28 protein-coding genes and 1 tRNA gene are annotated in these 26,997 nt (G+C 70.4%); 2 read left to right on the plus strand and 27 right to left on the minus strand.

All coding sequences use genetic code 11. The features are described 5' to 3' along the window. From ABGB11_RS39935 to ABGB11_RS40040, 22 genes are all read right to left on the minus strand, one after another. The coding region (locus ABGB11_RS39935) for a hypothetical protein (protein ID WP_347640767.1) at window positions 1-236 on the minus strand (236 nt) is incomplete at its 3' end. A gap of 390 nt (window positions 237-626) precedes the next feature. Further along, window positions 627-1,742, minus strand: coding sequence for a hypothetical protein (locus ABGB11_RS39940; protein ID WP_347640768.1), 1,116 nt, complete (start codon window positions 1,740-1,742; stop codon window positions 627-629). Beyond that, entirely contained in the window at window positions 1,739-2,227 is a 489-nt protein-coding gene (locus ABGB11_RS39945; RefSeq protein WP_347640770.1) for a hypothetical protein, read from the minus strand. Before ABGB11_RS39945 ends, ABGB11_RS39940 begins: the two co-directional genes overlap by 4 nt. A 10-nt stretch (window positions 2,228-2,237) precedes the next feature. Beyond that, the gene (locus tag ABGB11_RS39950; protein WP_347640771.1) at window positions 2,238-3,716 is read right to left on the minus strand and encodes an MlaD family protein; all 1,479 of its coding nucleotides are present in this window, start codon (window positions 3,714-3,716) and stop codon (window positions 2,238-2,240) included. Beyond that, window positions 3,713-5,041, minus strand: coding sequence for an MCE family protein (locus ABGB11_RS39955; protein WP_347640773.1), 1,329 nt, complete (start codon window positions 5,039-5,041; stop codon window positions 3,713-3,715). Before ABGB11_RS39955 ends, ABGB11_RS39950 begins: the two co-directional genes overlap by 4 nt. After that, window positions 5,038-6,315: an MCE family protein gene (locus ABGB11_RS39960; RefSeq protein WP_347640775.1), complete on the minus strand. Its 1,278-nt coding sequence runs from the start codon at window positions 6,313-6,315 to the stop codon at window positions 5,038-5,040. Before ABGB11_RS39960 ends, ABGB11_RS39955 begins: the two co-directional genes overlap by 4 nt. Window positions 6,316-6,330: 15 nt before the next feature. Further along, complete coding sequence (locus ABGB11_RS39965; protein ID WP_347640776.1) at window positions 6,331-7,410, minus strand: MCE family protein; 1,080 nt, start codon at window positions 7,408-7,410, stop codon at window positions 6,331-6,333. Beyond that, window positions 7,411-8,442 carry an MCE family protein gene (locus ABGB11_RS39970; RefSeq protein ID WP_347640777.1) on the minus strand — a complete coding sequence of 344 codons (1,032 nt, stop codon included), beginning with the start codon at window positions 8,440-8,442 and terminating at the stop codon, window positions 7,411-7,413. Next, window positions 8,439-9,740 (minus strand): MCE family protein, encoded by a 1,302-nt coding sequence (locus ABGB11_RS39975; protein WP_347640778.1) that lies wholly within the window; start codon window positions 9,738-9,740, stop codon window positions 8,439-8,441. Before ABGB11_RS39975 ends, ABGB11_RS39970 begins: the two co-directional genes overlap by 4 nt. 61 nt (window positions 9,741-9,801) lie before the next feature. After that, the gene (locus tag ABGB11_RS39980; protein WP_347640779.1) at window positions 9,802-10,653 is read right to left on the minus strand and encodes an ABC transporter permease; all 852 of its coding nucleotides are present in this window, start codon (window positions 10,651-10,653) and stop codon (window positions 9,802-9,804) included. A gap of 112 nt (window positions 10,654-10,765) precedes the next feature. Next, window positions 10,766-11,623, minus strand: a complete 858-nt coding sequence (locus ABGB11_RS39985; RefSeq protein ID WP_347640780.1) for an ABC transporter permease — start codon at window positions 11,621-11,623, stop codon at window positions 10,766-10,768. Then, window positions 11,623-12,744: an ABC transporter ATP-binding protein gene (locus ABGB11_RS39990; protein WP_347640781.1), complete on the minus strand. Its 1,122-nt coding sequence runs from the start codon at window positions 12,742-12,744 to the stop codon at window positions 11,623-11,625. The genes ABGB11_RS39985 and ABGB11_RS39990 overlap by 1 nt, the downstream gene beginning before the upstream one ends. Before the next feature lie 568 nt (window positions 12,745-13,312). Then, window positions 13,313-13,702 carry a 50S ribosomal protein L7/L12 gene (gene rplL / locus ABGB11_RS39995; RefSeq protein ID WP_347640782.1) on the minus strand — a complete coding sequence of 130 codons (390 nt, stop codon included), beginning with the start codon at window positions 13,700-13,702 and terminating at the stop codon, window positions 13,313-13,315. Window positions 13,703-13,758: 56 nt separating this feature from the next. Continuing rightward, entirely contained in the window at window positions 13,759-14,322 is a 564-nt protein-coding gene (gene rplJ, locus ABGB11_RS40000; RefSeq protein WP_347640783.1) for a 50S ribosomal protein L10, read from the minus strand. 319 nt (window positions 14,323-14,641) lie between these two features. Continuing rightward, the gene (locus ABGB11_RS40005) at window positions 14,642-15,523 is read right to left on the minus strand and encodes an LppX_LprAFG lipoprotein (protein ID WP_347640784.1); all 882 of its coding nucleotides are present in this window, start codon (window positions 15,521-15,523) and stop codon (window positions 14,642-14,644) included. Between the two features lie 90 nt (window positions 15,524-15,613). Next, window positions 15,614-16,468 (minus strand): hypothetical protein, encoded by an 855-nt coding sequence (locus tag ABGB11_RS40010; RefSeq protein ID WP_347640785.1) that lies wholly within the window; start codon window positions 16,466-16,468, stop codon window positions 15,614-15,616. A 154-nt stretch (window positions 16,469-16,622) separates the two neighbouring features. Continuing rightward, window positions 16,623-17,495, minus strand: coding sequence for a hypothetical protein (locus tag ABGB11_RS40015; RefSeq protein WP_347640786.1), 873 nt, complete (start codon window positions 17,493-17,495; stop codon window positions 16,623-16,625). A 170-nt stretch (window positions 17,496-17,665) separates the two neighbouring features. Then, window positions 17,666-18,382, minus strand: coding sequence for a 50S ribosomal protein L1 (rplA, locus tag ABGB11_RS40020; protein ID WP_347640787.1), 717 nt, complete (start codon window positions 18,380-18,382; stop codon window positions 17,666-17,668). Window positions 18,383-18,441: 59 nt separating this feature from the next. Further along, window positions 18,442-18,870 (minus strand): 50S ribosomal protein L11, encoded by a 429-nt coding sequence (gene rplK, locus ABGB11_RS40025; RefSeq protein ID WP_347640788.1) that lies wholly within the window; start codon window positions 18,868-18,870, stop codon window positions 18,442-18,444. 118 nt (window positions 18,871-18,988) lie between these two features. Further along, on the minus strand, window positions 18,989-19,837 hold the full coding sequence (nusG, locus tag ABGB11_RS40030) for a transcription termination/antitermination protein NusG (protein ID WP_347640789.1): 849 nt from the start codon (window positions 19,835-19,837) through the stop codon (window positions 18,989-18,991). Between the two features lie 82 nt (window positions 19,838-19,919). Further along, a complete protein-coding gene (gene secE / locus ABGB11_RS40035) occupies window positions 19,920-20,180 on the minus strand; it encodes a preprotein translocase subunit SecE (RefSeq protein WP_347640790.1) in 261 nt (86 codons plus the stop codon). Window positions 20,181-20,303: 123 nt separating this feature from the next. Beyond that, window positions 20,304-20,376, minus strand: a tRNA-Trp gene (locus tag ABGB11_RS40040). 256 nt (window positions 20,377-20,632) lie between these two features. On the opposite strand from ABGB11_RS40040, the gene ABGB11_RS40045 reads away from it, so the two are divergent. Continuing rightward, the gene (locus ABGB11_RS40045) at window positions 20,633-21,844 is read left to right on the plus strand and encodes a pyridoxal phosphate-dependent aminotransferase (protein WP_347640791.1); all 1,212 of its coding nucleotides are present in this window, start codon (window positions 20,633-20,635) and stop codon (window positions 21,842-21,844) included. Between the two features lie 164 nt (window positions 21,845-22,008). Here ABGB11_RS40045 and ABGB11_RS40050 read toward each other — a convergent pair whose 3' ends face one another. The 3 genes from ABGB11_RS40050 to ABGB11_RS40060 form a co-directional block, all read right to left on the minus strand. Beyond that, window positions 22,009-22,755 carry a hypothetical protein gene (locus ABGB11_RS40050; protein ID WP_347640792.1) on the minus strand — a complete coding sequence of 249 codons (747 nt, stop codon included), beginning with the start codon at window positions 22,753-22,755 and terminating at the stop codon, window positions 22,009-22,011. Between the two features lie 3 nt (window positions 22,756-22,758). Further along, window positions 22,759-23,268 carry a SigE family RNA polymerase sigma factor gene (locus ABGB11_RS40055; RefSeq protein ID WP_024934194.1) on the minus strand — a complete coding sequence of 170 codons (510 nt, stop codon included), beginning with the start codon at window positions 23,266-23,268 and terminating at the stop codon, window positions 22,759-22,761. A gap of 92 nt (window positions 23,269-23,360) precedes the next feature. Further along, window positions 23,361-24,323: a hypothetical protein gene (locus ABGB11_RS40060; protein WP_347640794.1), complete on the minus strand. Its 963-nt coding sequence runs from the start codon at window positions 24,321-24,323 to the stop codon at window positions 23,361-23,363. A 279-nt stretch (window positions 24,324-24,602) separates the two neighbouring features. Between ABGB11_RS40060 and ABGB11_RS40065 the strand changes: the two genes are divergently transcribed. After that, entirely contained in the window at window positions 24,603-25,655 is a 1,053-nt protein-coding gene (locus ABGB11_RS40065) for an adenosine deaminase (RefSeq protein ID WP_347640826.1), read from the plus strand. Between the two features lie 12 nt (window positions 25,656-25,667). Here ABGB11_RS40065 and ABGB11_RS40070 read toward each other — a convergent pair whose 3' ends face one another. Together ABGB11_RS40070 and ABGB11_RS40075 are read right to left on the minus strand one after the other, a co-directional pair. Continuing rightward, window positions 25,668-26,246 (minus strand): TetR/AcrR family transcriptional regulator, encoded by a 579-nt coding sequence (locus tag ABGB11_RS40070; RefSeq protein ID WP_347640796.1) that lies wholly within the window; start codon window positions 26,244-26,246, stop codon window positions 25,668-25,670. Window positions 26,247-26,250: 4 nt separating this feature from the next. After that, window positions 26,251-26,973: a GntR family transcriptional regulator gene (locus ABGB11_RS40075; protein WP_347640798.1), complete on the minus strand. Its 723-nt coding sequence runs from the start codon at window positions 26,971-26,973 to the stop codon at window positions 26,251-26,253. Between the last annotated feature and the right edge of the window lie 24 nt (window positions 26,974-26,997).

Here is a 26,997-nt window from a genome sequence, read left to right on the forward strand (position 1 = left end):
ATCGGACTGATCTCTTCGAAGATCTCCTCCAGCCCCGACTGCGTCGGGACACTCCTACTACCGGCCTTCTGGGCCGCCTCGACCCGGGCCTTCCACCTCTCGTTGCCCAGCAGCCAGTCGAAGGAGTTGGTCTGCAGAGCAAGGAGGTCCGGGACTTCGAGCGGCTCCTTGATGCGCGCGAAGGAGACGCGGTTCGGACCGGTTGCGGTATTCGAGGCGTTGCGCGAGGCTGCCAAGAGTGGTCCTTCCGAGGGCTCGCGGCGTAACTGACGACACGCACGCCAGACGATCCACGTCCGAGACCTGCACAAAGAGGCCCAAAACGGACCTTCACAGGGGTACTCTCACACGCGGATAGTCAGAGGGCAGCGCAAAGGGGCAGTGTAGCCGACTGGTACACCGCTCGCAACTCTAGCGCCGCAGTATGCATCACGTTGCCATGGAGCATCGCCCCTCAGCGCCTCTCAGTCAAGAGCGGACATGGACTTTTCGGGCCCTGACCTGCAGTGAGGAAGGCCATAGTTTGGAGACTCGCCACCTACCGCCGGGTACGGCATGGAAAAGCCGATCGAGCGGCCACCCGCGCACCGGGTGACCGCTCGGTCGTACTCGGGGTCCGGCTCAGGTCAGGACAGCACGGTGAGCTCGGATGCGAGCCACTTGCCGTCCTTCTTGACCATCGTCATCTTGATGCGCAGCGGCTCGGGGAGGCGCTGCTGCTTGTCGTTCTTGGTCGCGGACGAGCGGTTGGCGTAGACGAGCGCGACGACCTTGTCGGGCGTCGCGCTCACCACGCCGGTCTTGATCACCGTCGTGTTGGAGACCGCCTGCTGCTGGACGGCGACCGTCCGCAGCTGCTGGGCGAGCTTGTCGTACTGGGTGTGCAGCTTGCCCGTCGTCGTCGCCGACGCGGCCTTCAGATCGGCGTCGAGCGTCTGGTAGTCGTACGTGGACAGCTTCTGGGCGGCGCGGGAGGCCGCGAGCGCGCCCTGCTTGGACGCCTCCTCGGTCGCGTTCTGCTCCCTGAGCTTGAGCGCGAGCGCGGTGGTGCCGGCGCCGAGCGCGATCGTCAGGACGACCAGCACGGCGAGGACCGTCGAAAGGCTCCCCACCCGGAACCAGCCGCGGGGCTCGTCGTCCGCCGCCGCGGAGGCCTTGGCGGCCTTCCGGAACCGGAGGCGGGAGGCCTTCGCCTCCTCGTCACCGTCGTCCTCGTCGGACACGTCGTCGGACTCGTCGTCCTCATCGGCCTCTGCGTCGGTCTCGGCGGCCTCGGCCTTGCCCGCGTCGGCATCCTCCGCCTTCGCGTCGGCGTCCTCCGCGTCCGCGTCCTCCGCGCCGGTGTCCTCGTCGGCGTCGCTCTCGGCGCCCTCGACGGCCTCCGTGTCAACGGAGACGGCTTCCGAAGCCTCTGAGTCCTCCGCTGCCGCAGCGTCCTCCTCGGATGCGGCTTCGGCGGCCTTCCGGGAACGCCGGGACTTCCTGGAGGATTTGAGAGCCTTCTGGGACTTGCCGCCGGACGGCGCCTCGGGCTCCTCCGCGGAGTCCTCCTCCGCCTTCTCCGCGGCGGCGGCCTCCTCCGCGGCGATCTGGGCGAGCCGCGCGGCCTCCCGGGCCTTGGCGGCGGCCTCCTCGGCCAGCCGGGCGGCCTCCTCGGCCTCCACGGCCTTCGCCGCCCGCTCCTCGGCCCTGGCCGCGCGCTCGGCGGCCCGGGCGGCCCGCTCCTCCGCCTTGATCGTCACGGGACAACCTCCAGTCCGGACACGAGCCAGCGATCGTCGACCCGGGTGAGCTCCATCTGATACCGGTAGCCCTGCGGTGCGCCGTTCTTCACCTTGTCGTTGGTCACGGTCCCGGTGAGGGAGACCATCACCTCGGCGTTGTCACCGTCGATGGAGACCAGCGCGGCGTCGACGTCGGTGACGGTCGCCTTGGCCTTGGCCTTGGTCACCTGGTCCATGAAGGCCTTCGACTGGCCCGCCAGCTTGTTCTTGAAGTCACCGGTGGTGCCGGCCACGATGCGGTCCAGGTCGCGCTGGGCGTGTGCCGAGTCGACCGACATCAGGTTGACGCCCATCTGCCGCGCCGACTGGATCGCCTTCGCCCGCTGGTCGGCCTCGTCCTTGTTGCGCAGGGACGACACGCCGAGCCAGCCGGAGGCGATGGCGAGGCCGACCACGACGACGCCGAGGACGACCGCGGCGGTCATCGGCAGGCTGCGCCTCATCGCTTCCCCCTCACTGGCTGAGCGGGCCGAGCAGGAGCCACTTCCACGAGGATTCCTCTCCCAACTGGCGTGTTCCGGCGCTGCGCGGCATGACGTATCGCTTGCCGTCGGGCCCGTAGACCGCACCGGTCGTTGGATCGTATCCAGCGAATTCCACTGAATCCGCCGGATACGACAGGAGCAGGTTGCCGTCCGAGAGCTGCCCGGTCGGGGCGGCGGCCTTGGCCTCGGCGTCGCCGGAACCCTTGGCCTGCGACTTGCCTCCGCCGTCCGAGCCGCCGGTGCCGCCGTCGCCGTCGGTGCCGGTGGCGCCGCCCTTGGGGAAGCCGGCCCCGGCGGTGGCGCCCGCCGGAACCCGCGGGAACGGGGCGAGGTCCTCGGGCGGGAAGTTGCGGGCGCCGCGCACGGCGCTCTGCGAGTTGTGGGGGAGCTTGCACCCGGTGTCCAGGCGCGGCTTCTTCTTGGACGTGTCCTGCGGCCAGCGGTGCTTGGTCTTCTCGTAGCCCTTGGTGCAGGGAGGCGGCGAGTCGATGTTCAGCGCGAGGCCCAGGTGCTGGGTCCCGTCGTTGGGGGTGACGGTGAACGCGCCCGCGACCGTCACCGGATAGAGGATGAACAGCGACCGCAGGCCCGCCTTGCGCGAGGCGATGATCTGGCCGGTGGTGGTGAGGTTCGCCAGCAGGACGGGCAGCGTCGGCGCGAGCTGGTTGATGGCCTTGTGCGTCTCGCCCACCGCACCGGGGGCGTTGTCGATCGTCTTGCGCAGCGCCGGGTCGTCGTTGCGGAGCGAGGTGGTGAGCTCGTTCAGGTTGCGGGCGAAGCCGCGGATGTTGGTGGCCTGCCCGCGCTGGGTGTTCAGGACGGTCACGCTGTTGTTCAGCAGCCGCTCGGTGTCGGGGTAGGCCTCGTTCGCGGTCTTCAGCAGCCGGTCGGTGTCGTCCAGGATCGACTGGAGGTCGGACGCGGACCCGGAGAACGCCTTGTCCAGCTCGTCCACGATGACGCCGAGGTCCTTGGTGTTCACCGAGCCGACGAGCGCGTCGACGTTGCGCAGCAGTTCGGCGGTCGACACCGGCAGCGTGGTGCGCTCGCGCGGGATGGTGTAGGGGTCGCCCTGGTGCAGGTAGGGCCCGGACTTCTTGATGGGCTCCAGGTCGATGTACTGCTCGCCGACCGCGGACCGGTTCGCCACGACGGCCTTCGTGCCGTCGCGCGGGATGTTCTCGCCGCGCTCCAGGAGCAGCTTGACCCGGATGCCGTCCTTGGTCAGCTCGATCGGACCGACCCGCCCGACCGGGACGCCCCGGTAGGTGACCTCGGCGTTGGTGAACACGCCGCCGGAGTCGGTGAGGTCGACGTAGGCCGTGTACTGCCGGCCGAGCGCGCCGCGGCCGAGGCCGATGTAGTTCACCGACACGATCGTCACGCCGACGATGGTGATCACCGCGAAGGCGATCAGCTGGAGGATGACGCCGCGCTTGAGGATCACGACAGGCCCCCCGTCATCAGGGTCCGCAGACCGCCGTCATCGGATGGCGGGGCGAACGCCCCCGGGCGCCCCTGCTGGTTCGTGCCGGACGGCGCCTGCCCCGGGACCTGGGTGCCGCCGGGCAGGCCCGGCAGCCCTCCCCCGGAGCCGCCGGAGCCGCCGGACGGCATCTGCGGCAGCACGCCGAGCGGCGTGTCCGGCAGCGTCACGTTCGGCACCTGGAGCATGTTGCGCATCTGCCGCCCGGTGCCCAGCAGGCCCTCCAGGTCGGTGCCGCCGAGGAGGTTCCGCGCGACGGACTCGAGGTCGAGGTCGAGGGTCAGCCGCACGTTGCCGTAGTCGCCCTCGACGACGTTGTGGAACGTGGACGGGAACGGGAAGGTGATCAGCGTCTCCAGCGACTTCGGCAGGTCGGAGCCGGCCTTGTTGAGGTTCCGCAGGATCGTGTCGAGGTCCCGCAGGTTGGCCAGCATGTCGGCCTTGGAGCGGTTGATCACGTAGGTGGTGGTGCGGCTGAGCTTGTTCAGCGCGACCAGCATCTTGGTGAGGTCGGCGCGGTTGCGCTTGAGGACGGCGATCGCGGGACCCGTCTCGTCGATGGTGTCCTGGATCGTCTTGCGCTCGGCCGCCAGCTTGCCGCTCAGCCGGTCGATGCTGTCCAGCGCCCGGGTGATCGCGGCGCGGTTGCGGTCCAGCGTCCCGGCGAAGGTGTTGACCCGCTGCAGCACCGACCGGATCGTCGGCTCCCGGCCGCCCATCGCGGCCTGCAGCTCGTGGCTGATCGTGGAGACCTGCTCCAGCCCGCCGCCGTTCAGCAGCAGCGACATGGCCGACAGCACCTCTTCGATCTCGGTGCCGCGGGTGGTGCGGTTCAGCGGGATGAGGTCGTCGTTCTCCAGCCTCCCGGACGGCGCCTCGTTCTTCGGCGGCTCCAGCTGCACGAACTTCTCGCCGAGCAGGCTGGTCTGGCCGATGGTCGCCAGGGCGTTGTCGGGAAGCCGGACGTCCTTGCGGATCTTGACCGTGACCATGGCGTGCCATCCGCCGCCCGGCGCACCCTGCTGCCCCTCCAGCTCGATCTTCTCGACCCGGCCCACCGACACGTCGTTCACCTTGACCGCGGACTTCGGGACGAGGTCGAGCACGTTCGCGAACTCGATCTTCACGGTGGTGGGGTTCGAGCCGAGGTCGGGGCCGCCGGGCAGCGGGAGCGACTCCACGCCGTTGAACGTGCAGCCGGACAGGGCCGTCACGCCCGCGAGCGCGGCGGCGCCGAGCAGCCGTGCCCGGTGGACGGGCCGGCGGGCGCCCCATGTCCTGCTCATCGGCCACCTCCAGGCAGCAGCGCGGTGATGTCCTTCGGCCTGCTCTGGCCGCCGGCCGTCGCCGTCCTGTTCGTCCGGGCGTTCTTGCTCGTCTTGCCGCCGGACCGGCCGCCGGGGCCGTAGGCGTCCGGCGGGATCGGCACCGGGTCGTAGTGCGTGGTCAGCGCCGTGAGCCACGACAGGTCCAGGCTGAGGCCCGTCAGCACCTTCCCGAGGCCGTTCGCCGGCGAGACGAAGTCCAGGCACTGCTTGGCGGGCGTGCCGACCGAGTACGCCAGCGAGCAGATCCAGTCGGCCAGGTTGTGGAACTGGCGGAAGTTGTTGCGGGTGTGGATGGTGCCGCTGATCGGGTCGTAGGCGCGGGCCAGGTTGTTCACGGCGAGCGGGCCGGCCGTGAGGATCTCGGCGAGCGCGTCCTTCTCCTTCACCAGCACGCCGGTGATCTGGGCGAGCTGCCGGACGTTGGAGGCCAGTTCGCTGCGGTTGTCCTTGACGAACCGCTGCACGTTCCGCAGCGTCGGGGCCAGCGTGTTGAGGGCCGCGCTGAGCTCCTCCTTCTCCCCCGCCAGCTGCCCGGACACCCCGTTCAGGTGGGTGGAGAACGACTTGATCTGCTGGTCGTTGGCCTTCATCGCGTCGGTGATGATCCGCAGGTTCCGGATCGTGTCCGCCACGTCGCCGCGGTCGGTGCTCAGCGTGCTGAGCGCCTTGGACGTGTCCGCGATCGTCTGCCGGATGTCCTCGCCGTTCCCGTCCAGGTTCGCGGCGCCGACCTGCAGCAGCCGCGACAGGGACCCGGTGCCGTCCGCGTCCGGCGCGTTCGCGCCCTGCGGGCCGAGCGCCTTGGACAGCTCGTTAAGGCTGCCGCCGATCTGGTCCACCTCGACCGGGACGTGGGTCTGGCTCGTGGTCAGGGTCGCCCCGTCGGCGAGGACCGGGCCGCTCTTGTAGGGGGGAGTCAACTGGACGTACCGGTCGGCGACGAGGCTCTGGTTGACGATCCAGGCCTCCGGCTTCGCCGGGACCTTGTACTTGGCGTCGTACTCCAGCTCGACCTTCACCGACTCGCCCACCGGCTCGACGCTCGTGACCTTCCCGACCGGGATCCCGAGGATGCGGACGTCGGCGCCCTCGTACAGGCCGACCGTCTTGGTGAAGTACACCGTCAGGTGGCGCTGCTGCGGCTCCTGGAAGACCAGCAGGAGCACGGCCGCCAGCACCGCGACGGCGAGGATCGCGCCGCCGAGGCGGAGGATGGTCGCTGAACTACGCACGGGTGACCTGCCTGCTCACGGGAGGAAGGGCAACGGGTTGTCGCTGCGGTTGCCGGTCTGGCCGGTGCCGGACGAGCCGCCGCCCTGCCGGCCGCCCTGCTTGTCGGTCTTGGCCCCGCCGCCGCTCGGGGGGTTCTGGATCGAGGCGGGGATGGGGAGGAGGTTCTGGATCCACGAGTCGAACCACCGTCCGGTACCGGTGACGTCGGAGAACTGCCGGGCGAACGGCGCGAACAGCTGGAGGATCCGGTCCAGGTTGTTCTGGTTCTTCAACAGGATCCTGTTGACCTTGGCCAGGTTGTCGAGCATCGGCCGCAACTGCTTCTCGTTCTCCTTGATCAGCGCGTTGACCTGCTGCGACAGGGTCACCGTGTTGATCAGCAGCTGGTGGATGACCGCGCGCCGCGCCTGCACCGCCTGGAGCACCTTGTCGCCGTCCTGGACGAGCTTGGCGAAGTCCTGGTTGCGGTCGGCGAGCAGCTGCGAGACGTCCTTGGCCTTGCCCGCCAGCTCGTGCAGCTGGTCGTCGCGGGACGCGACCGTGTTGGACAGCCGGCGCAGCCCCTGCAGCGACGCCCGGACCTCCTCCGGCGAGTTCTTGAACGTCTCCGACAGCACGTCGAACGACTTCGCGACCTGCTTGACGTCGATGTCCTCGATCCGCTCGGTCAGCCCGCTGATCGCCGGCACGATCTCGAACGGGACGTGCGTCCGGTCGATCGGGATGTGCCGGCCGAGCTTGCCCCCGCCCTGCGGCGTCAGCGCCACGTAGTGCGCGCCGAGCACGGTCTTGATCTTGATGTCGGCGCCGGTGCGGTCGCCGAGCTTCACACCGTCGTCCACCCGGAAGGTGACCTTGACGTGGTCGCCGTCCAGCTCGACGTCGGTGACCTTGCCGACCTTGACGCCCGCGATGCGGACCTCCTCGTCGGGCTTCAGCCCCGCCGCCTCCTTGAACGCGGCGGTGTGGACCCTGCCGCCGGAGACGAGCGGGAGGCTGTCCAGGTTCAGCGCCAGCGCGACCGCGAGGATGATGATCGCGAACCCGGAGAGCGCGATGGGGACCGGGTTGCGTTCCCGGAACGAGACCCTCATCTACTTGCACCTCGCGTTCTCGTTCACGATCGCCGGCGTCTGGTAGACCGGTCCGCCGGGCAGCCGCACCCGCGCGTCGAGACCGCAGATGTACATGTTGAACCAGGAGCCGTAGGAGGAGATGTTCACCAGCTCCTCCAGCTGGTTCGGGCTCCGCTTCAAGCCCGCGTCGATGTCCTTGCCGTTCGCGGCGAACGTCCCGGTGAGCTTGCGCAGCCCGGCGATGTCGTCGCGGAGGTCCGGGCGGGCGTCGGCGAGCAGGTCCTGCGTGGTGCCGGTCAGGTCGTTGATCGCCGAGACCGAGTCGAAGATCGCCTTGCGGTCGCCGGACACCCCGCTGACGAACGCGCGCAGGTCCGTGATCAGCCGGTTGACCTCGGTGTGCCGCTCGTCGATGGTGCCGAGCACGGTGTTCAGGTTGTCGATCACCCGGCCGATGACCTTGTCCCGGTCGGCGAGCGTGTTGGTCAGCGACGCCACGTGCGCGAGCAGGCTGTTGATCGTCCCGCCCTCGCCCTGCAGTACCTGGATGATCTGCATCGCGAGCGTGTTGACGTCCTTCGGCTCCAGCGCGGTGAACAGCGGCCGGAAGCCGTTGAAGAGCGTCGTCAGGTCGAGCGCCGGCTTGGTCCGCGAGGCCGGGATCGTCCCGCCGGGCTTGAGGTAGTCGTTGGCCGGCCCGGCGCCGTCGGTCAGCGCGAGGTACCGCTGGCCCATCAGGTTGCGGTAGCGGATCTGCGCCTGCGTGGACGTCGGCAGCCCCGCCTTGAAGACGCCGTCCTTCTCCAGGCTGAACGTGACCTTCGCCTGGGTGCCCTTGTACAGCTCGATGTGCTCGATCTGGCCGACCCGGACGCCCGCGACGCGGACGTCGTCGTTGTCCAGCAGCCCGGTCACGTCGGTGAAGATCGCCTTGTAGGTGGCGGTCTCCCGGAAGCGCATGTTGGAGATCGTCATCGCCAGCGTGCCGGTGGCCACCGAGGTGACGACCACGAAGATCGCCAACTTGACCGCCGCGCTCGTCGTCCTCACTTGACCGTCACCACCGATCCGTCCGCGAGCAGCGGGCCGAACATCAGCGCGGCGACGTCGGACAGCTGGTCGGCGGGGGTCCGCGTCACCGGCCCGAGCACGCTCTTGATCTTTTCCTTCTCGCTCATCGACCCCGGGTCCACGAAGACGTTGGACAGCGCCCGGCCCCGGCCGCCGCCGTTCGGGTCATCTGGGTTCTTCCACCACAGGTCGTCCTGCGTCCCGTCCAGCGCCAGGTAGTCGGGCGAGGGCACCTTCGGGTTCGGCAGGCCGTAGCAGCGCGGGTTGCGCTGGTCCCTGGCCTCCGGCTTGTCCAGCGGGTACTTGTAGCCCGGCCGCGGCTTGACGATCTCGACGGTCAGGTTGAAGGTCTTCGACCCGCCCCCGCCGGCCACCCGCTCGGCCTCCGGCTTGATCTTCATCAGCCCGGCGAACACGCACGGCAGCGACGGCGAGTACCGGGCGACCAGGTCCAGTCCGTCCCGGTTCGCGATGTTGAAGCCGATGATCTTCGGGGCGTTGTGCCGCATGAACACGTCGCCGTCCTGCGCGAGCGCGGTCGTCGCCGGGATCAGCTGCTCGATGGTCGCCGTCTTGTCGGTGATCGTCCGGCTGGTCACGTTGAGGTTGCGCAGCGTCTGGATCAGGTCGGGCGCCGCGGCGTGGTAGATGTCGGACACGTCCGCGAGGCCGTGCAGGTCGTGCACCAGCGTGCCGAGCTGCGGGTTCACCTTGCGCAGCAGCTCGTCCGCCTCCTCGATGTTGCGGCCGATCTGGTCGCCGCGGCCCTGCAGCGCCGTCGCCAGCGCGTTCAGCGTCGCGTTCAGCTGCGCCGGCTTCACCGCCTGCAGCAGCGGGAGCAGGTCGTTCAGCACCTTGTCGATCTCGACGGCGGCCTGCGAGCGGTCCTGCTGGATCACCTGGCCCTCGCGCAGGCCCAGCGGGCCCGGCTGCGCCGGGATCTGCAGGTCCACGTACTTCTCGCCGAACAGCGTCTTCGGCAGCAGCCGCGCCTGGACGTTCCGCGGGACCAGCTCCGCCTTGTCCGGGTCGAGCGCCAGGTGGAGCGTCGCGCCGTCGGCGGTGGCGTCGGTGTCGCGCACCTCCCCGACGATCAGCCCGCGCACCTTCACGTCCGAGTGCGGCAGGAGTTGCAGGCCGGCCCGCTCGCTCTTCACCGTCACCTTGAGCACCGGCGTGAACGCCTTGTTGAACAGCGCCACGGTCAGCGCCAGCAGCAGGGCGATCACGATGACCATCGAGAGACCGAGCACCCGGTAACGCACGCGTTGACTCATGACCCTGCCTCCTGTGGGGGGACGACCCCCCACACCCCCCGGTTCGCTGCGCTCATCCCGGTCACCCCGCGATCCGCACGGTCGTCGTCGTCCCCCAGATGGCCATGCCGAGCAGCAGGTCCGCCACGTTGATCACCACGATGCTGGTCCGCACCGCGCGGCCCACCGCGACGCCGACGCCCGCCGGCCCTCCGCTCGCGTGGTAGCCGTAGTAACAGTGGATCAGCATCACCAGTACCGCGAAAATGATCACTTTGCCGAACGACCACAAGATGTCGTACGGCGGTAGGAACAAATGGAAATAATGGTCGTAGGTGCCGGTCGACTGGCCGTAGAACATCGTCACGATCACCCGCGTCGCCCCATAGGAGGCGAGCAGGCCCACGATGTACAGCGGGATGACCGCGATCATCCCGGCCAGCATCCGGGTGGTGACGAGGAACGGCATCGACGGGACGGCCATGACCTCCAGCGCGTCGATCTCGTCCGAGATCCGCATCGCGCCGAGCTGCGCGGTGAACCCGCAGCCGACCGTCGCCGACAGCGCCAGCGCCGACACCAGCGGCGCGATCTCGCGCGTGTTGAAGTAGGACGCGACGAACCCGGTGAACGCGGCGGTGCCGATCTGGTTCAGGGACTCATAGCCCTGCAGGCCGACCTGGCTGCCGGTGAAGAACGTCATGAAGCCGACGATCACCACCGAGCCGCCGATCACCGCGAGGCCGCCGGTGCCGAGGCTCACCTCCGCGAGCAGCCGCAGCACCTCGGTGCGGTAGCGGCGCAGCACCCGGAACACCCACGCGAACGCGCGGGCGTAGAACGACATCTGGTGCCCGAAGTCGTCCAGCCGGTCCAGCGGCGCGCTCACCACCCGCGAGACCGCCTTACCCGTCTTCCCGGGGGCCGTGCTCATTGCCTCGCCTCCGCTCGGCTGCGAGCGGCCGTCCTTGGCGCCGTCTTCCCTCGTCGCTCCGGTCGCAAGCTCCCCGCGCTCCTCAGTCCAGACGACGCCCGTCCGCTCGCCATCACATCCCCTTCGACGGGACGAACTGGAAGTACAGGGTGGAGATCAAGAAGTTCTCCAGGAAGAGCAGCATGAACGTGATGACCACGGTCTGGTTCACCGCGTCGCCGACGCCCTTCGGCCCGCCCTTGGCGTTCAGGCCCTTGTAGGCGGCGACCAGGCCGGCGGTGATGCCGAACACGAACGCCTTGAACTCGGCCTGCAGCAGGTCGGGGAGCTGCGCGATCGCGTTGAACGACGCCAGGTAGGCGCCGGGCGTGCCGCCCTGGAGCATCACGTTGAAGAAGTAGCCGCCGAGCAGGCCGACCACCGAGACCAGCCCGTTGAGGAACAGCGCGACGAACGCGCAGGCGAGCATCCGCGGCACCACGAGGCGGTGCAGCGGGTTGATGCCCAGCACCTCCATCGCGTCGATCTCCTCGCGGATCTTCCGGGACCCGATGTCGGCGCACATCGCCGACCCGGCGGCGCCCGCGACCAGCAGCGAGGTGACCAGCGGGCTGGCCTCCCGGACGATCGCGACCACCGCGGTCGCGCCGGTGTAGGACTGCGCGCCGAGCTGCCGGATCAGCCCGCCGACCTGCAACGACAGGACGCCGCCGAACGGGATCGCGACCAGCATGGTCGGTACGACGGTGACGCTGACGATGAACCAGGCCTGCTGGATGAACTCGCGCCACTGGAACGGCCATTTGAACAGCGCACGGCCCACGTCCAGGCAGAGGGCGAAGAACCGTCCCGGCTCCTTGACGAGGACGTTGGCCGCGCCGTCCCCGATCTTGCGGAACGACACGGAGGAGCCTCCGCCTTTCCCGTCCCCTGGCCGGCCCGCGCCGATGCCGGTGTCAGGAGTGGACATCAGTAGCCAGCACCCGCCCCTGGCTGTCCGGGCGGGGGGTTGCCGGGGAAGCGGCCGGGGCCGCCGGGGGGCGGGCCCGCGGGCGGCAGGCCGCCGGGCGACCCCTGCGCGCCGCCGGCCGGGGCGCCGACGGGCGCCATGGACGCCACGTACCGCGGCCACTCCTCCACCCAGTTGCGGCCGAGGTCGTCGATGAACGAGCCGGGCGGCGGGGTGACGCCGTGCGCGGCGCACCAGGCGCCGGGCGCGTGCATCCCGGCGCGCAGCAGCCCGTTGCTCGGCATCTGCTGCGGCGGGATGGGGGGCAGCTTGCCGGAGTCGAGGCCCATCTTGGCCTCGGCCTCCAGCTCGGACTCGTCCTTCTCCTCGGACATGCCGATGGGGCCGACCTTGCTGGCGTTGAGGAACTGCCGGACGACCGGCTCCTCGCTGGACAGCAGCATCTCCCGGGGCCCGAACATCGCCAGATGCCGCTGGTACAGCAGGCCGATGTTGTCGGGAACGGTCCGGGCGGTGTTGATGTCGTGGGTGACGATCAGGAACGTCGCGCCGATCTGCGCGTTGAGGTCGATGAAGACCTGGTTCAGGAACGCGGTGCGGACGGGGTCGAGGCCGGAGTCCGGCTCGTCCACGAGGAGGATCTCGGGGTCGAGCACGAGGGCGCGGGCGAGGCCCGCGCGCTTCTTCATGCCGCCGGAGATCTCGCCGGGGAGCTTGTGCTCGGCGCCGAGGAGGCCGACCATCTCCATCTTCTCGAGGACGATGCGCTTGACCTCGGACTCGGACTTCCTGGTGTGCTCGCGGAGCGGGAAGGCGATGTTGTCGAAGAGGTTCATCGAGCCGAACAGCGCGCCGTCCTGGAAGAGGACGCCGAACAGCTTCCGGGTGTCGTACAGCTGCGACTCGGGGAGATAGGGCAGGTCCCGGTCGCCGATCCAGATGTGCCCGCGGTCGGGCTTGAGCAGCCCCACGAGCGACTTCAGGAAGACCGACTTGCCGGTACCGGACGGACCGAGGAGAACGGAGATCTCCCCTGCGGGGATGGTCAGCGACACGTCCTGCCAGATCACCTGGCGGCCGAAGGATTTCGTCAGGCCCTCGACTCTGATCTCGACGCCCACTCGTCACCTTTCGTCCAGGCCGGGGGAATCCCGAACCAATGAGCGAGTAGCACTCAGGCTCTTTCTGTCGTCACACCGTGTGTCCGCCGTGTTGCTACCGTCCGGTAGCCGAGACGGGTTCCACTACCGTAGCGGCCCCCCGTCCAAAAGGAAGGGGTTCCTGCCCAGATCAGCGGCTAAATGCGACGTCGTAAGACAATCGTTACTTACAGCGCCAATGAGACTAGTGGTCCAAGAACCGGCGTCTCAAGGGAGGTGCCGACCGACGGCTGCGACCGGACGTCCCGCCGTCACCGGTGGGGCCTGCGCGGCCGGATGTGACCACAGCGTCAGAACGGGACGCTACGCCGGGGACCGGAAACCGCACAACCCGCCGGGACGCACGGTTTTCCACAGGCGTTTGTCACCTCGGCACAGAAAACGGACGAACACCCCTCACCCCTCACACCCTTCACGCTCCACGACAAGCGCCGCGGACCGGACGCGAAGGAGGCGGCCACCCCGACCGGGGATGACCGCCTCCTTGGAGAGCGGTGGAGCCGCGCGGGCTCCGGAGCTCTGGAGCGTCCTACTTGACGGTGACCGAGGCGCCCGCCTTCTCCAGGGCCTCCTTGGCCTTGTCGGCCGTCTCCTTGTTGACCTTCTCCAGCAGCGGCTTCGGCGCGCCGTCGACCAGGTCCTTGGCCTCCTTCAGGCCGAGGCTCGTCAGGGCGCGAACCTCCTTGATGACCTGGATCTTCTTGTCGCCGGCACCCTCGAGGATGACGTCGAACTCGTCCTGCGCGGCGGCCTCCTCGCCACCGCCGTCACCGCCGACCTGCTGGGGCGCGACGGCCGCGACCGGCGCGGCGGCCTTGACGTCGAAGACGTCCTCGAACTGCTTCACGAACTCCGACAGCTCGAGAAGGGTCATCTCCTTGAACGCGTCGAGCAGCTCGTCGGTGCTGAGCTTCGCCATGATGTTTCCTCCGCTATGGCTTGAGAACTGGGGTGTTTACGGAACCGCGGGTGTGCCTACTCGGCGGGCGCCTCGGCGGCCGGCGCCTCGGCGGCCTCGCCCTCGGACTCGCGCTTGGCGCGCAGCGCCTCGGCGAGCTGGGCGGCCTGCGTCGGCAGCGCATTGAACAGCGCGGCGGCGTTCGCCATCGAGCCCTTCATCGCACCGGCCAGCTTCGCGAGGAGCACCTCGCGCGACTCGAGGTCCGCGAGGCGGGTGACCTCGGCCGCGTCCATCGACTGACCGTCGATGAAGCCGCCCTTGATCACCAGCATCGGGTTCGACTTGGCGAAGTCGCGCAGGCCCTTGGCGGCCTCGACCACGTCACCGCGGACGAACGCGATGGCCGACGGGCCTTCGAGCAGGTCACGGAACCGCTCGTCGACACCGGCCTCGTTCGCGGCGCGCTTGGTCAGCGTGTTCTTCACCACGCGGAACCGCGCGGTCTCGCCGAGGTTGGCGCGCAGCTCCTTGACCTGCGCGACGGAAAGCCCGCGGTACTCGGTCAGCACGGCGCCGTTGGAGCTCTCGAACTCGCTCTTGAGCTCGGCGATCGCCGCGTCCTTGTGGGCCTTGGCCATAGCCCTCCTTCCGATTACCTGGGTGGTCCGACCCGCGGCCGTCCCGGGGGACGGCGATGCGGGTCCACCAAAAAACGCCCCGGCGCAGGCGCACGGGGCGTCCAGGCACGGCACGGAGGCCATGCGGGAAGCTCTCGTCTCACCTACGCAGGCCGCCCGAACGGGTGTCGGGTCCTTCGGTCACCTCAGGGAGATGACGACCGGCGGTCTTCGGCACGGAACAGGATACGTGCGTCCCCCGGGGAGACCAAATCGGCGGACACGAACGAGGGACCGCGCCCCATGCGGGGTGCGGTCCCTCGGCGCGGAAGGCGGGCGATCAGCTGCCGGGAAGGCCGGAGCCGGTCCCGAGGCGGCTCATCAGCTCGCCGAAGTCGGCGACCTCGCTCGCCGGCGGCTCGGTGATCTGCACCGGCTTGCCGAAGTCGCGGTACTTCATCGTCAGGGTCATCGTCCCCTCCGACGTCTGCTGCGACTTCATCGTCATCTTGCGCGGCACCTGCTGGCCGTCCACCCACAGGTCGAAGTGCATGGCGTCCATGCCGGTCGCGCCGACGCTCTTGCGGTAGGCGTCCTGCGTCTCGGGGGACAGCTTCGCGATGGCGTCCTCCATCCGGTACGTCCCCGTGTAGTGGGTCGTCTCGACGCCGTCGACCGTCTCCTTGCCGACCTCGCGCGCGTCCTTGGACGCCGTCAGCATCTTGGTGTTCTGCACCGGGTCCATCTGCTGGGACTGCTGGAGCAGCTCCTCGATGTTCATGCCCGACTTGCGGCCCAGCTCGTCCAGCGAGATCTTGAGCCACGGCTTGCCGGAGCCGCCGCCGAGCTGGTTCAGCGCCGGCATCTTCATGTACATGGTCCGGCCCACCAGCCGCTGCTCCATGCCGGACATCGACTGGCCCGCGACGTTCATCTCCGTGAACTTCATGCTGTAGGCGAGGTCGGGCTTCGTGCGGTACTGCATGGTGCCGGACGCCGACATGTTGCCGTTGGACGAACCGGTCATCGCCATCGACATGTCAGCCTGGAAGGAGTCGATCTGCCCGGTCTTCTGGGCGGTCTTGCCGAGGACCTGCGCGGCCGACAGCTTGAGTCCCTTGCCGGCCTCGTCCACCGTCTTCCCGGCGTCCCCGAGACAGCCGGTCAGCGAGAGGGCGAGGCCGGTGGCCAGCGCCGTGCCTGCGGCGAAACGACGGATCATCGTGGGGGTCTCCTTGGTCTCTGGGCGGCCCGGACGATGGGGCCGGACGGTACATGAGACGCGAAGGAGACCGCCGAGGTTCATCCGTTCCTAGTTGCCGCCGAGCAGGTTGCCGATCGTCAGCTCACCCACCTGGTCGGAGGGCGGCGTGTTCACGTCGAACGACTTGCCGTAGTCGCTGTAGAGGACGGTCACGGTGCCGTTGTCGCCCCCGGTGCCGGTCGCCTTGGACACGAGCTTGCGCGGCAGGTTGCCGCCGTCCGTCCACAGATCGAAGTTGATCTTGCCGTTCCCGCGGTCCTTCGGCAGCCACTTCTGGACCTTCTCGCGCGACTGCGCGTCGAGCCGCTTCAGCGCGTCGTCGACGGTCACCGTCCCGGTGTAGTGGGTGGTCTTGACGCCGTCGACCGTCTCGGTGCCGACCCGGCGGGCGTCCTTGGAACCGGTGAACATCTTCGTCTGCTCGGCCGGGTCCACCTTCTGCACCTGGGAGACCAGGCTCTGCACGTCGAACCCGGTGCGCTGCGCGACCTGGTTCACGTCGATCTTCACCCACGGCTTGCCGCCGCTGACGAACTGGGCGAGCTGCGGGACCTTGGCGTACAGCACGTTGCCCTTGTAGACCGCCTGCCCCTCGGCACCCGGGACGGTCTGCCCGTTCTTGCTGAACTCGTCCAGCTTCGCGCTGAACTCCAGCGAGGGACGCAGCCGGAACTGCCCGTTGGCGTGGATCTTGCCGCCGCCGTCGCCGGTGCCCGTCACGGTCAGGTCGGCCTTGAACGTGTCGGTCTTCCCGGTCTTCTCGGACGCCTTCAGCAGCGCCTGCCCGGCGGTCAGCTTCATGTTGCCGGTGTTCGTCTCCGACCCGTCCCCGTTGCATCCGGACAGGAGGAGAGCGGCACCCACGGCGGTGCCTCCGGCCGCCACCACGAGTCGTCGATTCATGAGGGTTGAGCCTCCCTTGTCGCCCTGCTGGTGTTACCCAGTGTCCCGAGGCGCCAACGTCGCCACATCCCCCGGTGGTACGAACGGCCCCCCGCACCGTACGACCAACGGCGTAGCCGCCGAGGTGCCGTTCGGTCACCCGGCGCCGCCTGCGTCAGCGGTAGGAACCGAAGCTCATCGTGCCGGTGAGGGCGGCGCCCGGCGCCTGCGCGTTCAGGGCGATCGTGGTCGGGCGGGCCTTGCTGTCGGCCAACAGGTCGAGCCCGCAGCCGGCGCTGTCGGGAACCCACTTGCGCATCTCCGCCGCCGCGTCCCGCGGCAGCAGCGCGTACACGCCGCCCATCAGCGCCTGCGCGGTGAAGCGGGTGTTGCCGGACGCGTCCGGCTCGCTCGCGGTCATGCCGGGCAGCGTCCCGATCATGAAGGTGAACTGCCGCGGGTCGGAGCCGCTCTGCAGCGTGCCGAGCTGCGCCGCGGTCAGCGTCGACCGCGTCCACTTCTGCCCGTCGAAGCCCTTGAGGTCGTTGCCCTGCACGATCACCCTCTGGGTGATCTTGCTGAGCTCGCCGCCCCGCATCGCCTGCGTCACGCCGACGGCCTTCATCGCGAACTTCGGGTACAGCGTGAACGTGGCGGTCTCGGTGGCGTGCCGGTAGTCGCCGTTCGACCCGATCGTCACCTTCATGTCCGTCGTGCGGGTGAAGGAGTGCAGGCTGGGGCCCGGCTGCGGCGGTGCCGTCGGCAGCCCGTGCGCGGCGCCCCCGCCGCCGGAGCCGGGGGTGCCCGGCCGCGCGCCCGCGCCCGTCCCGGAGCCCGGCGCGCCGGGCGCGCCCGGCGTGACCGTCCCGGACGCCGAGCCGTTCGGGTTCGCGGGGTCCCGGTTGGCCATGTTCGCGGCGGCCGGCGGCGCTCCGCCGTCCTTCGGGCCGTCGCCCCCGACCTTGACCACCATCAGGATCGCCGTGGGCACGACCGCCACCGCGGTCACGGCGGAGATGGCGATGGCCCGGTCGGTTCGACGCTTCACCCGGGCAATTCAACACCAAGTTCCCCATTGGTAACAAAGCAAGTCGAAAGCCACATTGTCCGGTTCCGGACCGCGATCCGTGTATCCGGCCGCCCGCCCCGGTGCCCCGCCCGAAAAGCGGCAGGGCGCCCCCGGCCGCAACCGGGGACGCCCTGCTCGATGACGCTGGATCAGACCTCTTCGAGCTCCGCCGTGATGTTGCGGACCGCGTTCGGGTCCACCGGGATGCTCGGGCCCATCGACGTGGTCAGCGACGCCTTCTTGACGTACCGGCCCTTCGCCGCGGACGGCTTGAGCCGCTGGATCTCATCCACGGCCGCGGCGTAGTTCTCCACCAGCTGGCGCTCGTCGAAGGACGCCTTGCCGATGATGAAGTGCAGGTTCGCGTGCCGGTCGACCCGGAACTCGATCTTGCCGCCCTTGATGTCGGTGACGGCCTTCGCCACGTCCATGGTGACCGTGCCGGTCTTCGGGTTCGGCATCAGGCCGCGCGGGCCGAGGACCCGGCCGAGCCGTCCGACCTTGCCCATCTGGTCCGGCGTCGCCACCACGGCGTCGAAGTCCAGGAAGCCGCCCTGGATCCGCTCGATCATGTCGTCCGAGCCGACCAGGTCAGCGCCCGCCGCCTCGGCCTCCTGCGCCTTGGCGCCGACGGCGAAGACGAGCACGCGGGCGGTCTTGCCGGTGCCGTGCGGCAGGTTGACCGTGCCGCGGACCATCTGGTCGGCCTTGCGCGGGTCGACGCCCAGCCGCAGGGCGACCTCGACGGTCGCGTCGAACTTGGTGACCGCGGTCTCCTTGGCCAGCTTGACGGCCTCGACCGGGCTGTACAGCCGCTCGCGGTCGATCTTCTCCGCCGCGGCGCGGTAGCTCTTGCTGCGCTTCATGCGCGTTCCTCCACTGGAACTCGTGGTACGGGCCGAAGCGGGCCCTCCCACCGGGTGACTTACTTGACCTCGATGCCCATCGACCGCGCGGTGCCGGCGACGATCTTCTCGGCGGCGTCCAGGTCCTTGGCGTTGAGGTCGGGCATCTTGGTCGTCGCGATCTCGCGGATCTGGTCGCGGGTGACCGAGCCGACCTTGGTCTTGTGCGGCTCGCCGCTGCCCTTCTCCACGCCCGCGGCCTTGAGGATGAGCTGCGCGGCCGGCGGGGTCTTGGTGATGAAGCTGAACGACCGGTCCTCGTAGATGGTGATCTCTACGGGGATGACGTTGCCGCGCTGGGAGTCCGTGGCGGCGTTGTACTGCTTGCAGAAGTCCATGATGTTGACGCCGTGCGGACCGAGCGCGGTACCGACCGGCGGCGCCGGCGTGGCCTGCCCGGCCTGGAGCTGGACCTTGACGAGCGCGGCGATCTTCTTCTTCGGAGGCATGCGAACCCCTTTGTCCCATTTATCGGTGGTTCCGACTCCCGGTCACCCGGGCAACACGGCGGCTGGGACGCATCCCCCGTGTAGGAACCGCTATAGAGAGCGGAGCGCGAAGGCTCCGTCAGATCTTGGAGACCTGGTTGAAGCTCAGCTCGACCGGGGTCTCGCGGCCGAAGATCGAGACCAGGACCTTGAGCTTCTGCTGCTCGGCGTTGATCTCGTTGACGGTCGCGGGGAGGGTGGCGAAGGGGCCGTCCATGACGGTGACCGACTCGCCGACCTCGTAGTCGACGGTGGCGGTGACCTTGGCCTGCTCCTTGGTGGCCTTGGCGACGCCCTCCTCGGGCTCGGGGGCCAGCAGGTTGGCGACCTCGTCCAGGCTGAGCGGGGACGGCTTGTTCAGCAGGCCGACGAACCCGGTGACGCCCGGGGTGTTGCGGACCGCGGCCCACGACTCGTCGGTCAGCTCCATCCGGACGAGGATGTAGCCCGGCAGGACCTTCTCGTTGACCTTCTGGCGCTTGCCGCCCTTGATCTCGGTCACCTCGTGCTGCGGGACCTCGATCTGGAAGATGTAGTCCTCCATGTTGAGGGTCTGGGTGCGGGTCTCGATGTTGGTCTTGACCCGGTTCTCGTACCCCGCGTAGGAGTGCACGACGTACCAGTCGCCCGGCTGGAGGCGCAGCTGCATCTTGAAGTCGGCGTACGGGTCGGCCGGAGGCTCCGCGGCCTCCTCGTCCTCGGCCGGCTCCTCGTCCGTCACGGAGTCGGCGAGCTCGGCGGCGTCCTCGGCCGCGTCCGGCGCGGGGCCCTCGCCCTCCGGCTTCGTGTCCGCCGGCTCGGCGCCGCCGGCGGAGACGACCGCCTCGGCCGCCTCGTCGGCGGGCTGCGCCGCCTGGTCTGCCGCAGCAGCCGCAGCGGACTGGGCCTCGTCAACGGCCTCGTCGTAGGGCTGTGAGGGCTCGGACACGGTGACTCTTCTCTCGGTCTGCGGTGATGGACTTGCGATGGTACGGCGGGCTCCCCCGGCGCGCGGCGCCGGCTGCGCGGCGTCAGCCGAAGATGGAGTAGACGCCCTTCTGCAGCCCGTAGTCGACGCCGGAGACGATCGCGACCATGACCAGAACGAAGATCAGCGAGACGGTCGTGTAGGTGATGAGCTCCCGCCGCGTCGGCCAGATGACCTTGCGCAGCTCGGCGATGACCTGGCGCACGAAGAGGGCGGGCGAGGTCCGCCCGGAGGAGGACTTCTTCTTGGTCTTGCCCTCGTCCTTGGCCTCGGGCTCGTCGCGCTCGTCGGTCTCAGTCGCCATTTGCCGCCGTTCACCTCATAGGTCGTGATCCAACCACCAATGTGGTTGCCGCGCTGTCCCGTGCCGCGGAGTGCCACGGCGACGCCGTGGCGCGGCCGGCACGGGTGCGCGCACCGCACCTCGCAGGGCAGGAGGGACTCGAACCCCCAACCGCCGGTTTTGGAGACCGGAGCTCTACCAATTGAGCCACTGCCCTTCGTTCTCCGGCTAAGGAGAAGCCCGGCCGCGGGGCCGGGGTGGTGTCGCGTCCCAGCTTACGGCCTCACGAAGGTGCCCGGGTGCGGACAGGCTCGTATACCGGCGACGCGTCACTTGCTGGGTGAGTCTACGTGCCGGAGGGGCCCGCGTCGAACCGATACCCGGAGATCGGCGGGAACGCGGCGGCCGCGCCCCGTCCGACCGGCCCGGATATATGGCTCGGGTCACGCGGGCCGATCTGTAACGATGGGGGCATGAGCATCGACCGTCCTCGCATCTCCAAGCGCATCGCCGCGATCTCCGAGTCCGCCACGCTGGCCGTCGACGCCAAGGCCAAGGCGCTGAAGGCGGCGGGCCGCCCGGTCATCGGGTTCGGCGCGGGCGAGCCCGACTTCCCCACCCCGGACTACATCGTCGAGGCCGCGGTGACCGCGTGCAGGGTGCCGCGCTTCCACAAGTACACGCCGGCGGGCGGGCTGCCCGAGCTGCGCGCGGCCATCGCCGAGAAGACGGGGCGCGACTCCGGGCTCGCGGTCGAGGCGTCGCAGGTGCTCGTGACCAACGGCGGCAAGCAGGCGGTGTACGAGGCGTTCGCGGCGCTGCTCGACCCGGGCGACGAGGTGCTCGTCCCGACGCCCTACTGGACGACCTACCCCGAGTCGATCAAGCTGGCCGGCGGCGTGCCCGTGGACGTCGTCGCCGACGAGACCACCGGCTACAAGGTGAGCGTCGAGCAGCTGGAGGCGGCCCGCACCGACCGGACGAAGGTGCTGCTGTTCGTCTCGCCGTCCAACCCGACCGGCGCCGTCTACACCCGGGACGAGATCGAGGCCGTCGGGCGCTGGGCGGCCGAGCACGGCCTGTGGGTCGTCACCGACGAGATCTACGAGCACCTCGTGTACGGGGACGCCGAGTTCCACTCGATGCCCGTGGTGGTGCCGGAGCTGGCCGACCGCACGCTCGTCCTGAACGGCGTGGCGAAGACCTACGCGATGACCGGGTGGCGGGTCGGCTGGATGATCGGCCCGGCGGACGTGGTGAAGGCCGCGCAGAACCTCCAGTCGCACGCGACGTCCAACGTGGCGAACGTGTCCCAGGCCGCCGCGCTCGCCGCCGTGACCGGCGACCTGTCGGCCGTGGCGGAGATGCGCACGGCGTTCGACCGGCGCCGCCAGACGATGGTGAGGATGCTGAACGAGATCCCCGGCATCGTGTGCCCCGAGCCGGAGGGCGCGTTCTACGCCTACCCGTCGGTCAAGGGCCTGCTGGGCAAGGAGCTGCGCGGCAAGCGTCCGGAGACGTCGGTGGAGCTGGCGTCGCTGATCCTGGAGGAGGCCGAGGTCGCGCTGGTGCCTGGCGAGGCGTTCGGCACGCCGGGCTACTTCCGCCTCTCCTACGCGCTGGGCGACGACGACCTCGTCGAGGGCGTCTCCCGCGTCGGGAAGCTGCTCTCCGAGGCGGGCTGACCCTCCCGGTCACTCGGCCTGGACGTACGGACCGGCCCCGGGCGCACACTGCCCGGGGCCGGTTTCCGATGGGACGGGTCCGCCGGGTCCCGTCCCGGAATGCCCGGCGAGACGTCCCGCGCACGGCCCCTCTCCGCCGCGCGACGTCCCGCCGGGGCGGGGTCTCAGGGGCGCACTCCCTCGGCGATGCGCATGAGCTGGTCCCGGGCGGCGCCGGCCGCGGTGACGGTGACGCCGACACCGGGCCGCGCGAGCCAGGAGATCTGGCGGGCCGAGCCGGGCCGGTCGCCGACCAGCGCCGGCATCCCGCGGACGGTCGTGCGCCCGGGGACGCCCGCGGGCTTCGTCAGGTCCTGCGGGCCGGTGAGCCCGCCGCCCTTCACCAGGGCGATCTCCACCCACCCGGATCCGCCGCGCCACCCGCAGGTGGTGGTCTTGCGCTCGGCGCTCCCGCTCACCTCGCACGGCCCGGTGGACGCCAGTCCGTCCGGCAGGTAGGTGATCCAGGACGGCAGCGCGCCGAGGGCGCCGCCGGGTCCGGGCTTGTGCGGCGCCCCGCCGGACGACTCCCGCGCCTCCGGCTTCGGCGAAGAGTCCGTCCCGGGCCTCCCCTTGGATGACGGGGACGCGGGGAGGCCCGGGGCGGAGGGTCGTTCCGGCAGCTGGAGAGCCGAGACGGTGTCCTTGGGACGAGCCGTCTCCGAACTCCCGGCCGGTGTGGCCCGGAACGACTGATAGGTGGGCACGAGGGCGAGCGCCGCGACCGAGGCGGCCGCGACTCCCGCGGCCGCGTGGACGCGGGCTCTGCGGCGCCGGTGGCGCCGTTTGACGTCGGTGACGAGCGACGGCGACGCGGACGCCCCGGCCACCTGCTCGGCCATGGCCTTCCGCAGTTCACTCTCCAGATCCATCGCTCAGCTCCCCAGTGGCGCCAGGTTCTTGTCGAGGCGCTCCCGGAGCCTGGCGAGCCCCCGGGATGCCTGGCTCTTGACCGTTCCCACCGAACAGCCGAGAGCCTGTGCCGTCTCCGCCTCGGAGAGGTCCTCCCAGAACCGGAGCACCAGCACGGCCCGCTGCCTGGGGCCGAGCTTGCGCAGCTCGTCCATGAGGGTGCCTCTCAGCTCGACGGCGTGGTTCGGGGACGCGGCCGGCGTCTCCGGCAGCCGCGCCATGTGGATCTCCCGGAGCACCTTCCACCGCCGGGACCGGCTGATCACCAGGTTGACCAGGATCCGGCGGACGTACGGCTCGGGATCGCTGCCTGCCTCCAGCCGCCCCCAGTGGCGGTAGGCCTTCTCCAGCGCGGTCTGCAGGATGTCCTCGGCGTCCTGCCGGGCCCCGCACATCAGCGCCGCGACGCGCAGCAGGGCATCGCCGCGTGCCGCCACGAACTCCACGAACGACTCGTCGTCTCGACGCCCCACTGTGCTCCGTCCCGGCTAGAGCGGTTCCGGCAGATCGGTGTAGTGAGAGCGGACGGCCCCCGCGCCGGAGCCGCCCGCCCGCGCCTTCTGCGTCAGTGCGCCTGGTGCAGCGCGGTGGCCACGTCCTTCAGCCCGTTGCCGGCCAGGACGGGGCTGCCGTTGACGAACAGCGAGTGGCCGTTCGGGTCGAACAGCAGCACGCCGCTACCGTTCGGGCCCTGCCAGCCGGTCACCCCGGCGACGCTGATCGGGGTGCCGCCCTCGGGAAGCTTCAGCGCCTGCCGCAGCTGATTCTGCGTCATTCCGGGCTGGGTCTTCAGCGTTTCGACGGTGAGCCACTGGCCGGCCTTGCCCTGCCACTTCTGGGTGACGGCGCAGACCTGCTGCTTGCGGAGCTCGGCGGAGCCCGGGACGGACGACACGTAGCGCAGGCCCTTCGTCAGCATGACGGCCTTCTCGGCGGCGCCGCCGACCTTCACCGCGGGCTGCAGCGTGCTGCAGTCGAGCTTCGGCACGGCGGGCACGGCGGGCTGGGACGGGACGCGCGCGTCCGGCTTGGTCGCCGGGGCGCCGGGCAGGTCGCCGGTGGACGGCACGCAGGTGGGCAGGTCGGCCGGGACGCCGGGCTTGGCGGGCACGCCGGGCTTGGCCGGGACGCCGGGCTGCGCCGGGAGGGTCTTGCCGTCCGGCGCCTTCACGCCGGGGACCTCGGTGTTCGGGACGCCGGCCTTCGGCAGCCCCTCGGCCGGGACCTTCGTCTGGGGCAGCTGGCCCTGCGGCAGCTGCCCGGTGGCCGGGTTCTGCTTGAGGTGCTGCTCGATCTTCTTCTTGGCCTCGGCGTCGGGGACCTTGGGCGTGCCGGGCTTCGCCGGCAGGCAGGTCGGGGCGGTCTTGGGCGCGGCGTCCTGGACCTGGCGGGTGGCGGCGGGGGCCTTGGTGCCGTGCGACTGGAGGCCGGCCTCGTGGGAGCCGGTCATCGCCCACGTCGCGCCGCCACCGACGGCCACGGTCCCGATGGCGGACGCCGCGATCAAGGCGGCCTTCAGCGTGATCATGGTGTATCCCTTCTGCCCTACTTCTCTGCGGGGGGTGCCTGTCTCTCTCTGGCGCCCCTCGTATACGCACGGTCGCCAGAAGGGGTTGCACGCGATTCCAAAGTTTTTTCGGAGATGCCCATGGGCGGGATGGCCATCGCGTGTCATGCGAGGTAGTCCGGTGTGGTGATCCTGCCGGGACGGCGTTCGGGGCGGGCGCGGATCCGGCAACATTGGCTCATGGAGGCCCGTACCCTTTCAGCCCGTCCGGCGGAGGCGCACCCCATGCCGGACCGTTCCATGGCGGACCGCGCGGAGCCCGTCCCCGTGCGCGGCCCCGCCCGCCCGGACGTGGCCCTGCTGCCCAAGGCGCACCTGCACCTGCACTTCACCGGCTCGATGCGGCACTCCACGCTCGTGGAGCTCGCCGCACTGCACGACGTCCACCTGCCGGACGCCCTGGTCGAGGACTGGCCGCCCCGGCTGCACGCGACCGACGAGCGCGGCTGGTTCCGGTTCCAGCGCCTCTACGACATCGCGCGGTCGGTGCTCCAGACGCCGGACGACCTGCGCCGGCTGCTGCGCGAGACGGCCGAGGACGAGGCCGCCGAGGGGTCCGGCTGGCTGGAGATCCAGGTCGACCCGAGCGGGTACGCGGCGCGGTTCGGCGGGCTGACGCCGACCGTGGAGCTGGTGCTGGACGCGGCGCGGGAGGCCTCGGAGGCGACCGGCGTCGGCATCGGCGTGGTGATCGCGGCCAACCGCACGCGGCATCCGCTGGACGCCAAGACGCTCGCGCGCCTCGCCGTCAAGTACGCGGGGAAGGGCGTCGTCGGGTTCGGGCTGTCCAACGACGAGCGGCGGGGGCGGGCGTACGACTTCGAGGGGGCGTTCCGGATCGCCCGGCGCGGCGGGCTGCTGTCGGATCCGCACGGCGGCGAGCTGCTGGGGCCGGCGAGCGTCCGGGAGTGCCTGGAGACGCTGGAGGCCGACCGGATCGGGCACGGCGTCCGCGCGGTCGAGGACCCGCGGCTGCTGGAGCGGATCGTGGAGCGGGGCGTGACGCTGGAGGTGTGCCCGGCGTCGAACGTGGGGCTCGGGGTGGCGGCGACGGCGGCGGACGTGCCGGTGCGGCGGCTGTTCGAGGCGGGCGCGTCGATCGCGCTGGGCGCCGACGACCCGCTGCTGTTCGGCTCGCGGCTGGCGCGGCAGTACGACCTGGCCCGCACCGATCACGGGTTCTCCGACGCCGAGCTGGCGGAGCTGGCCCGGCAGTCGATCCGGGCCTCGGCCGCGCCCTCCGACCTGCGGGGGCGGCTGCTGGCGGGGGTCGACGCCTGGCTGGAGGGATAGCGCGGCGACCGGTCAGGTCTGCGGCCCGTCGGCGTTGGTCTCCACGCCGCGCAGCCCCTCCGCCCAGTCCGCCGCCGAGCGGGGCAGGTCGGGCCCGGACGGGACGCCGTACGCGGCGAGGACGTTGACCAGCAGCCCGTCCGACATGAACCGGGCCACCTCCGCGGGCGGCTCGCCGGACAGGTCGGCGGCGAGCCGCCACAGCCGCGCCCAGCGGATCCGGCCGAGCCGGCGCACGTCGTCGTCCCGGACGGCGACCGCGTGGATCTTGAGCTGGAGCCGCGGGAGCGTCGGGTCCTCGCGCGGGAACCGGCGGTAGGCCTCCGCCATCGCGGCCATCGCGTCCGGGCCGCGCCGCCCGCGGGCGGCCTCCGCCAGCCGGTCCTCGATGTCGTCGAAGCAGCGTTCGGCGGCGGCGAGGAAGAGGGCGTGCTTGGACGGGAAGAGCCGGAACATGTAGGGCTGCGACACGCCGATCCGCCGGGCGATCGTCCAGGTGGAGGTGCCGTCGTAGCCGCCGTGGGCGAACTCGGCCATCGCGGCCCGGACCGCGAGCTCGCGGCGTTCACCGGCGCTCATCCTCGGGCTCATGGGCTCACGTTAGTGCTCCTCCCGAGTGCTCCTCCCGCCACATCCCGCGGCGTTCGAGGTGGGCGACGAGCAGTTCCCCGGCCTGGACGATGTGGGCGCGCATCTCCCGGGCCGCCGCCCGCGGGTCGCCGTCCCGCAGCGCCGCCAGGATCAGCGCGTGGTCGCGGACGGCGAGGTCCGGCCAGCCGGCGAGGCGCCCGTAGAGCCCGCGCGGGACGTACCGGGCCGCCGTCCCGAGCGACCAGGCGAGCTTGGGCGATCCGGCGGCCAGGTTGATCTTCCGGTGGAAGCGGTGGTTGCCGTCCTCCATCAGGTCGGGCCGGCGCGCGGCCATGGCGCGTTCCAGCCCGAGCCGGAGGCCGTCCAGCTCCCGCAGGGCGGCCGGGCCGATCCGCGGCACGGCCCGCGCGGCCAGCTCGGCGGCGATGCCGGCCTGCACCCAGAACAGGTCCTGGACGTCGCGTTTCGACAGCGGCGCGACGACGAACCCGCGGCGCGGCTCCAGGACCACGAACCCCTCGCTGCGCAGCGTCTTCAAGGCCTCCCGGACGGGGGTGACGCTGATGCCGAACTCCATGGCGAGGCGTTCGAGCCGCAGGTAGTCGCCGGGGCGGACCCGGCCGTCCATGATCAGCTCGCGGATGCGGGCGGCGGCCTCGTCGCTCAGCTGGAGCCGCGTGCCGAGCGCCCGCCGGGGCGGTGGGGGCAGGGGGGCGGGTAGGGCCACGGTCGTACTCCCGTCCGGGCCCCT

The organism is Actinomadura sp. B10D3, assembly GCF_039871695.1.
Classification (GTDB): domain Bacteria; phylum Actinomycetota; class Actinomycetes; order Streptosporangiales; family Streptosporangiaceae; genus Spirillospora; species Spirillospora madurae.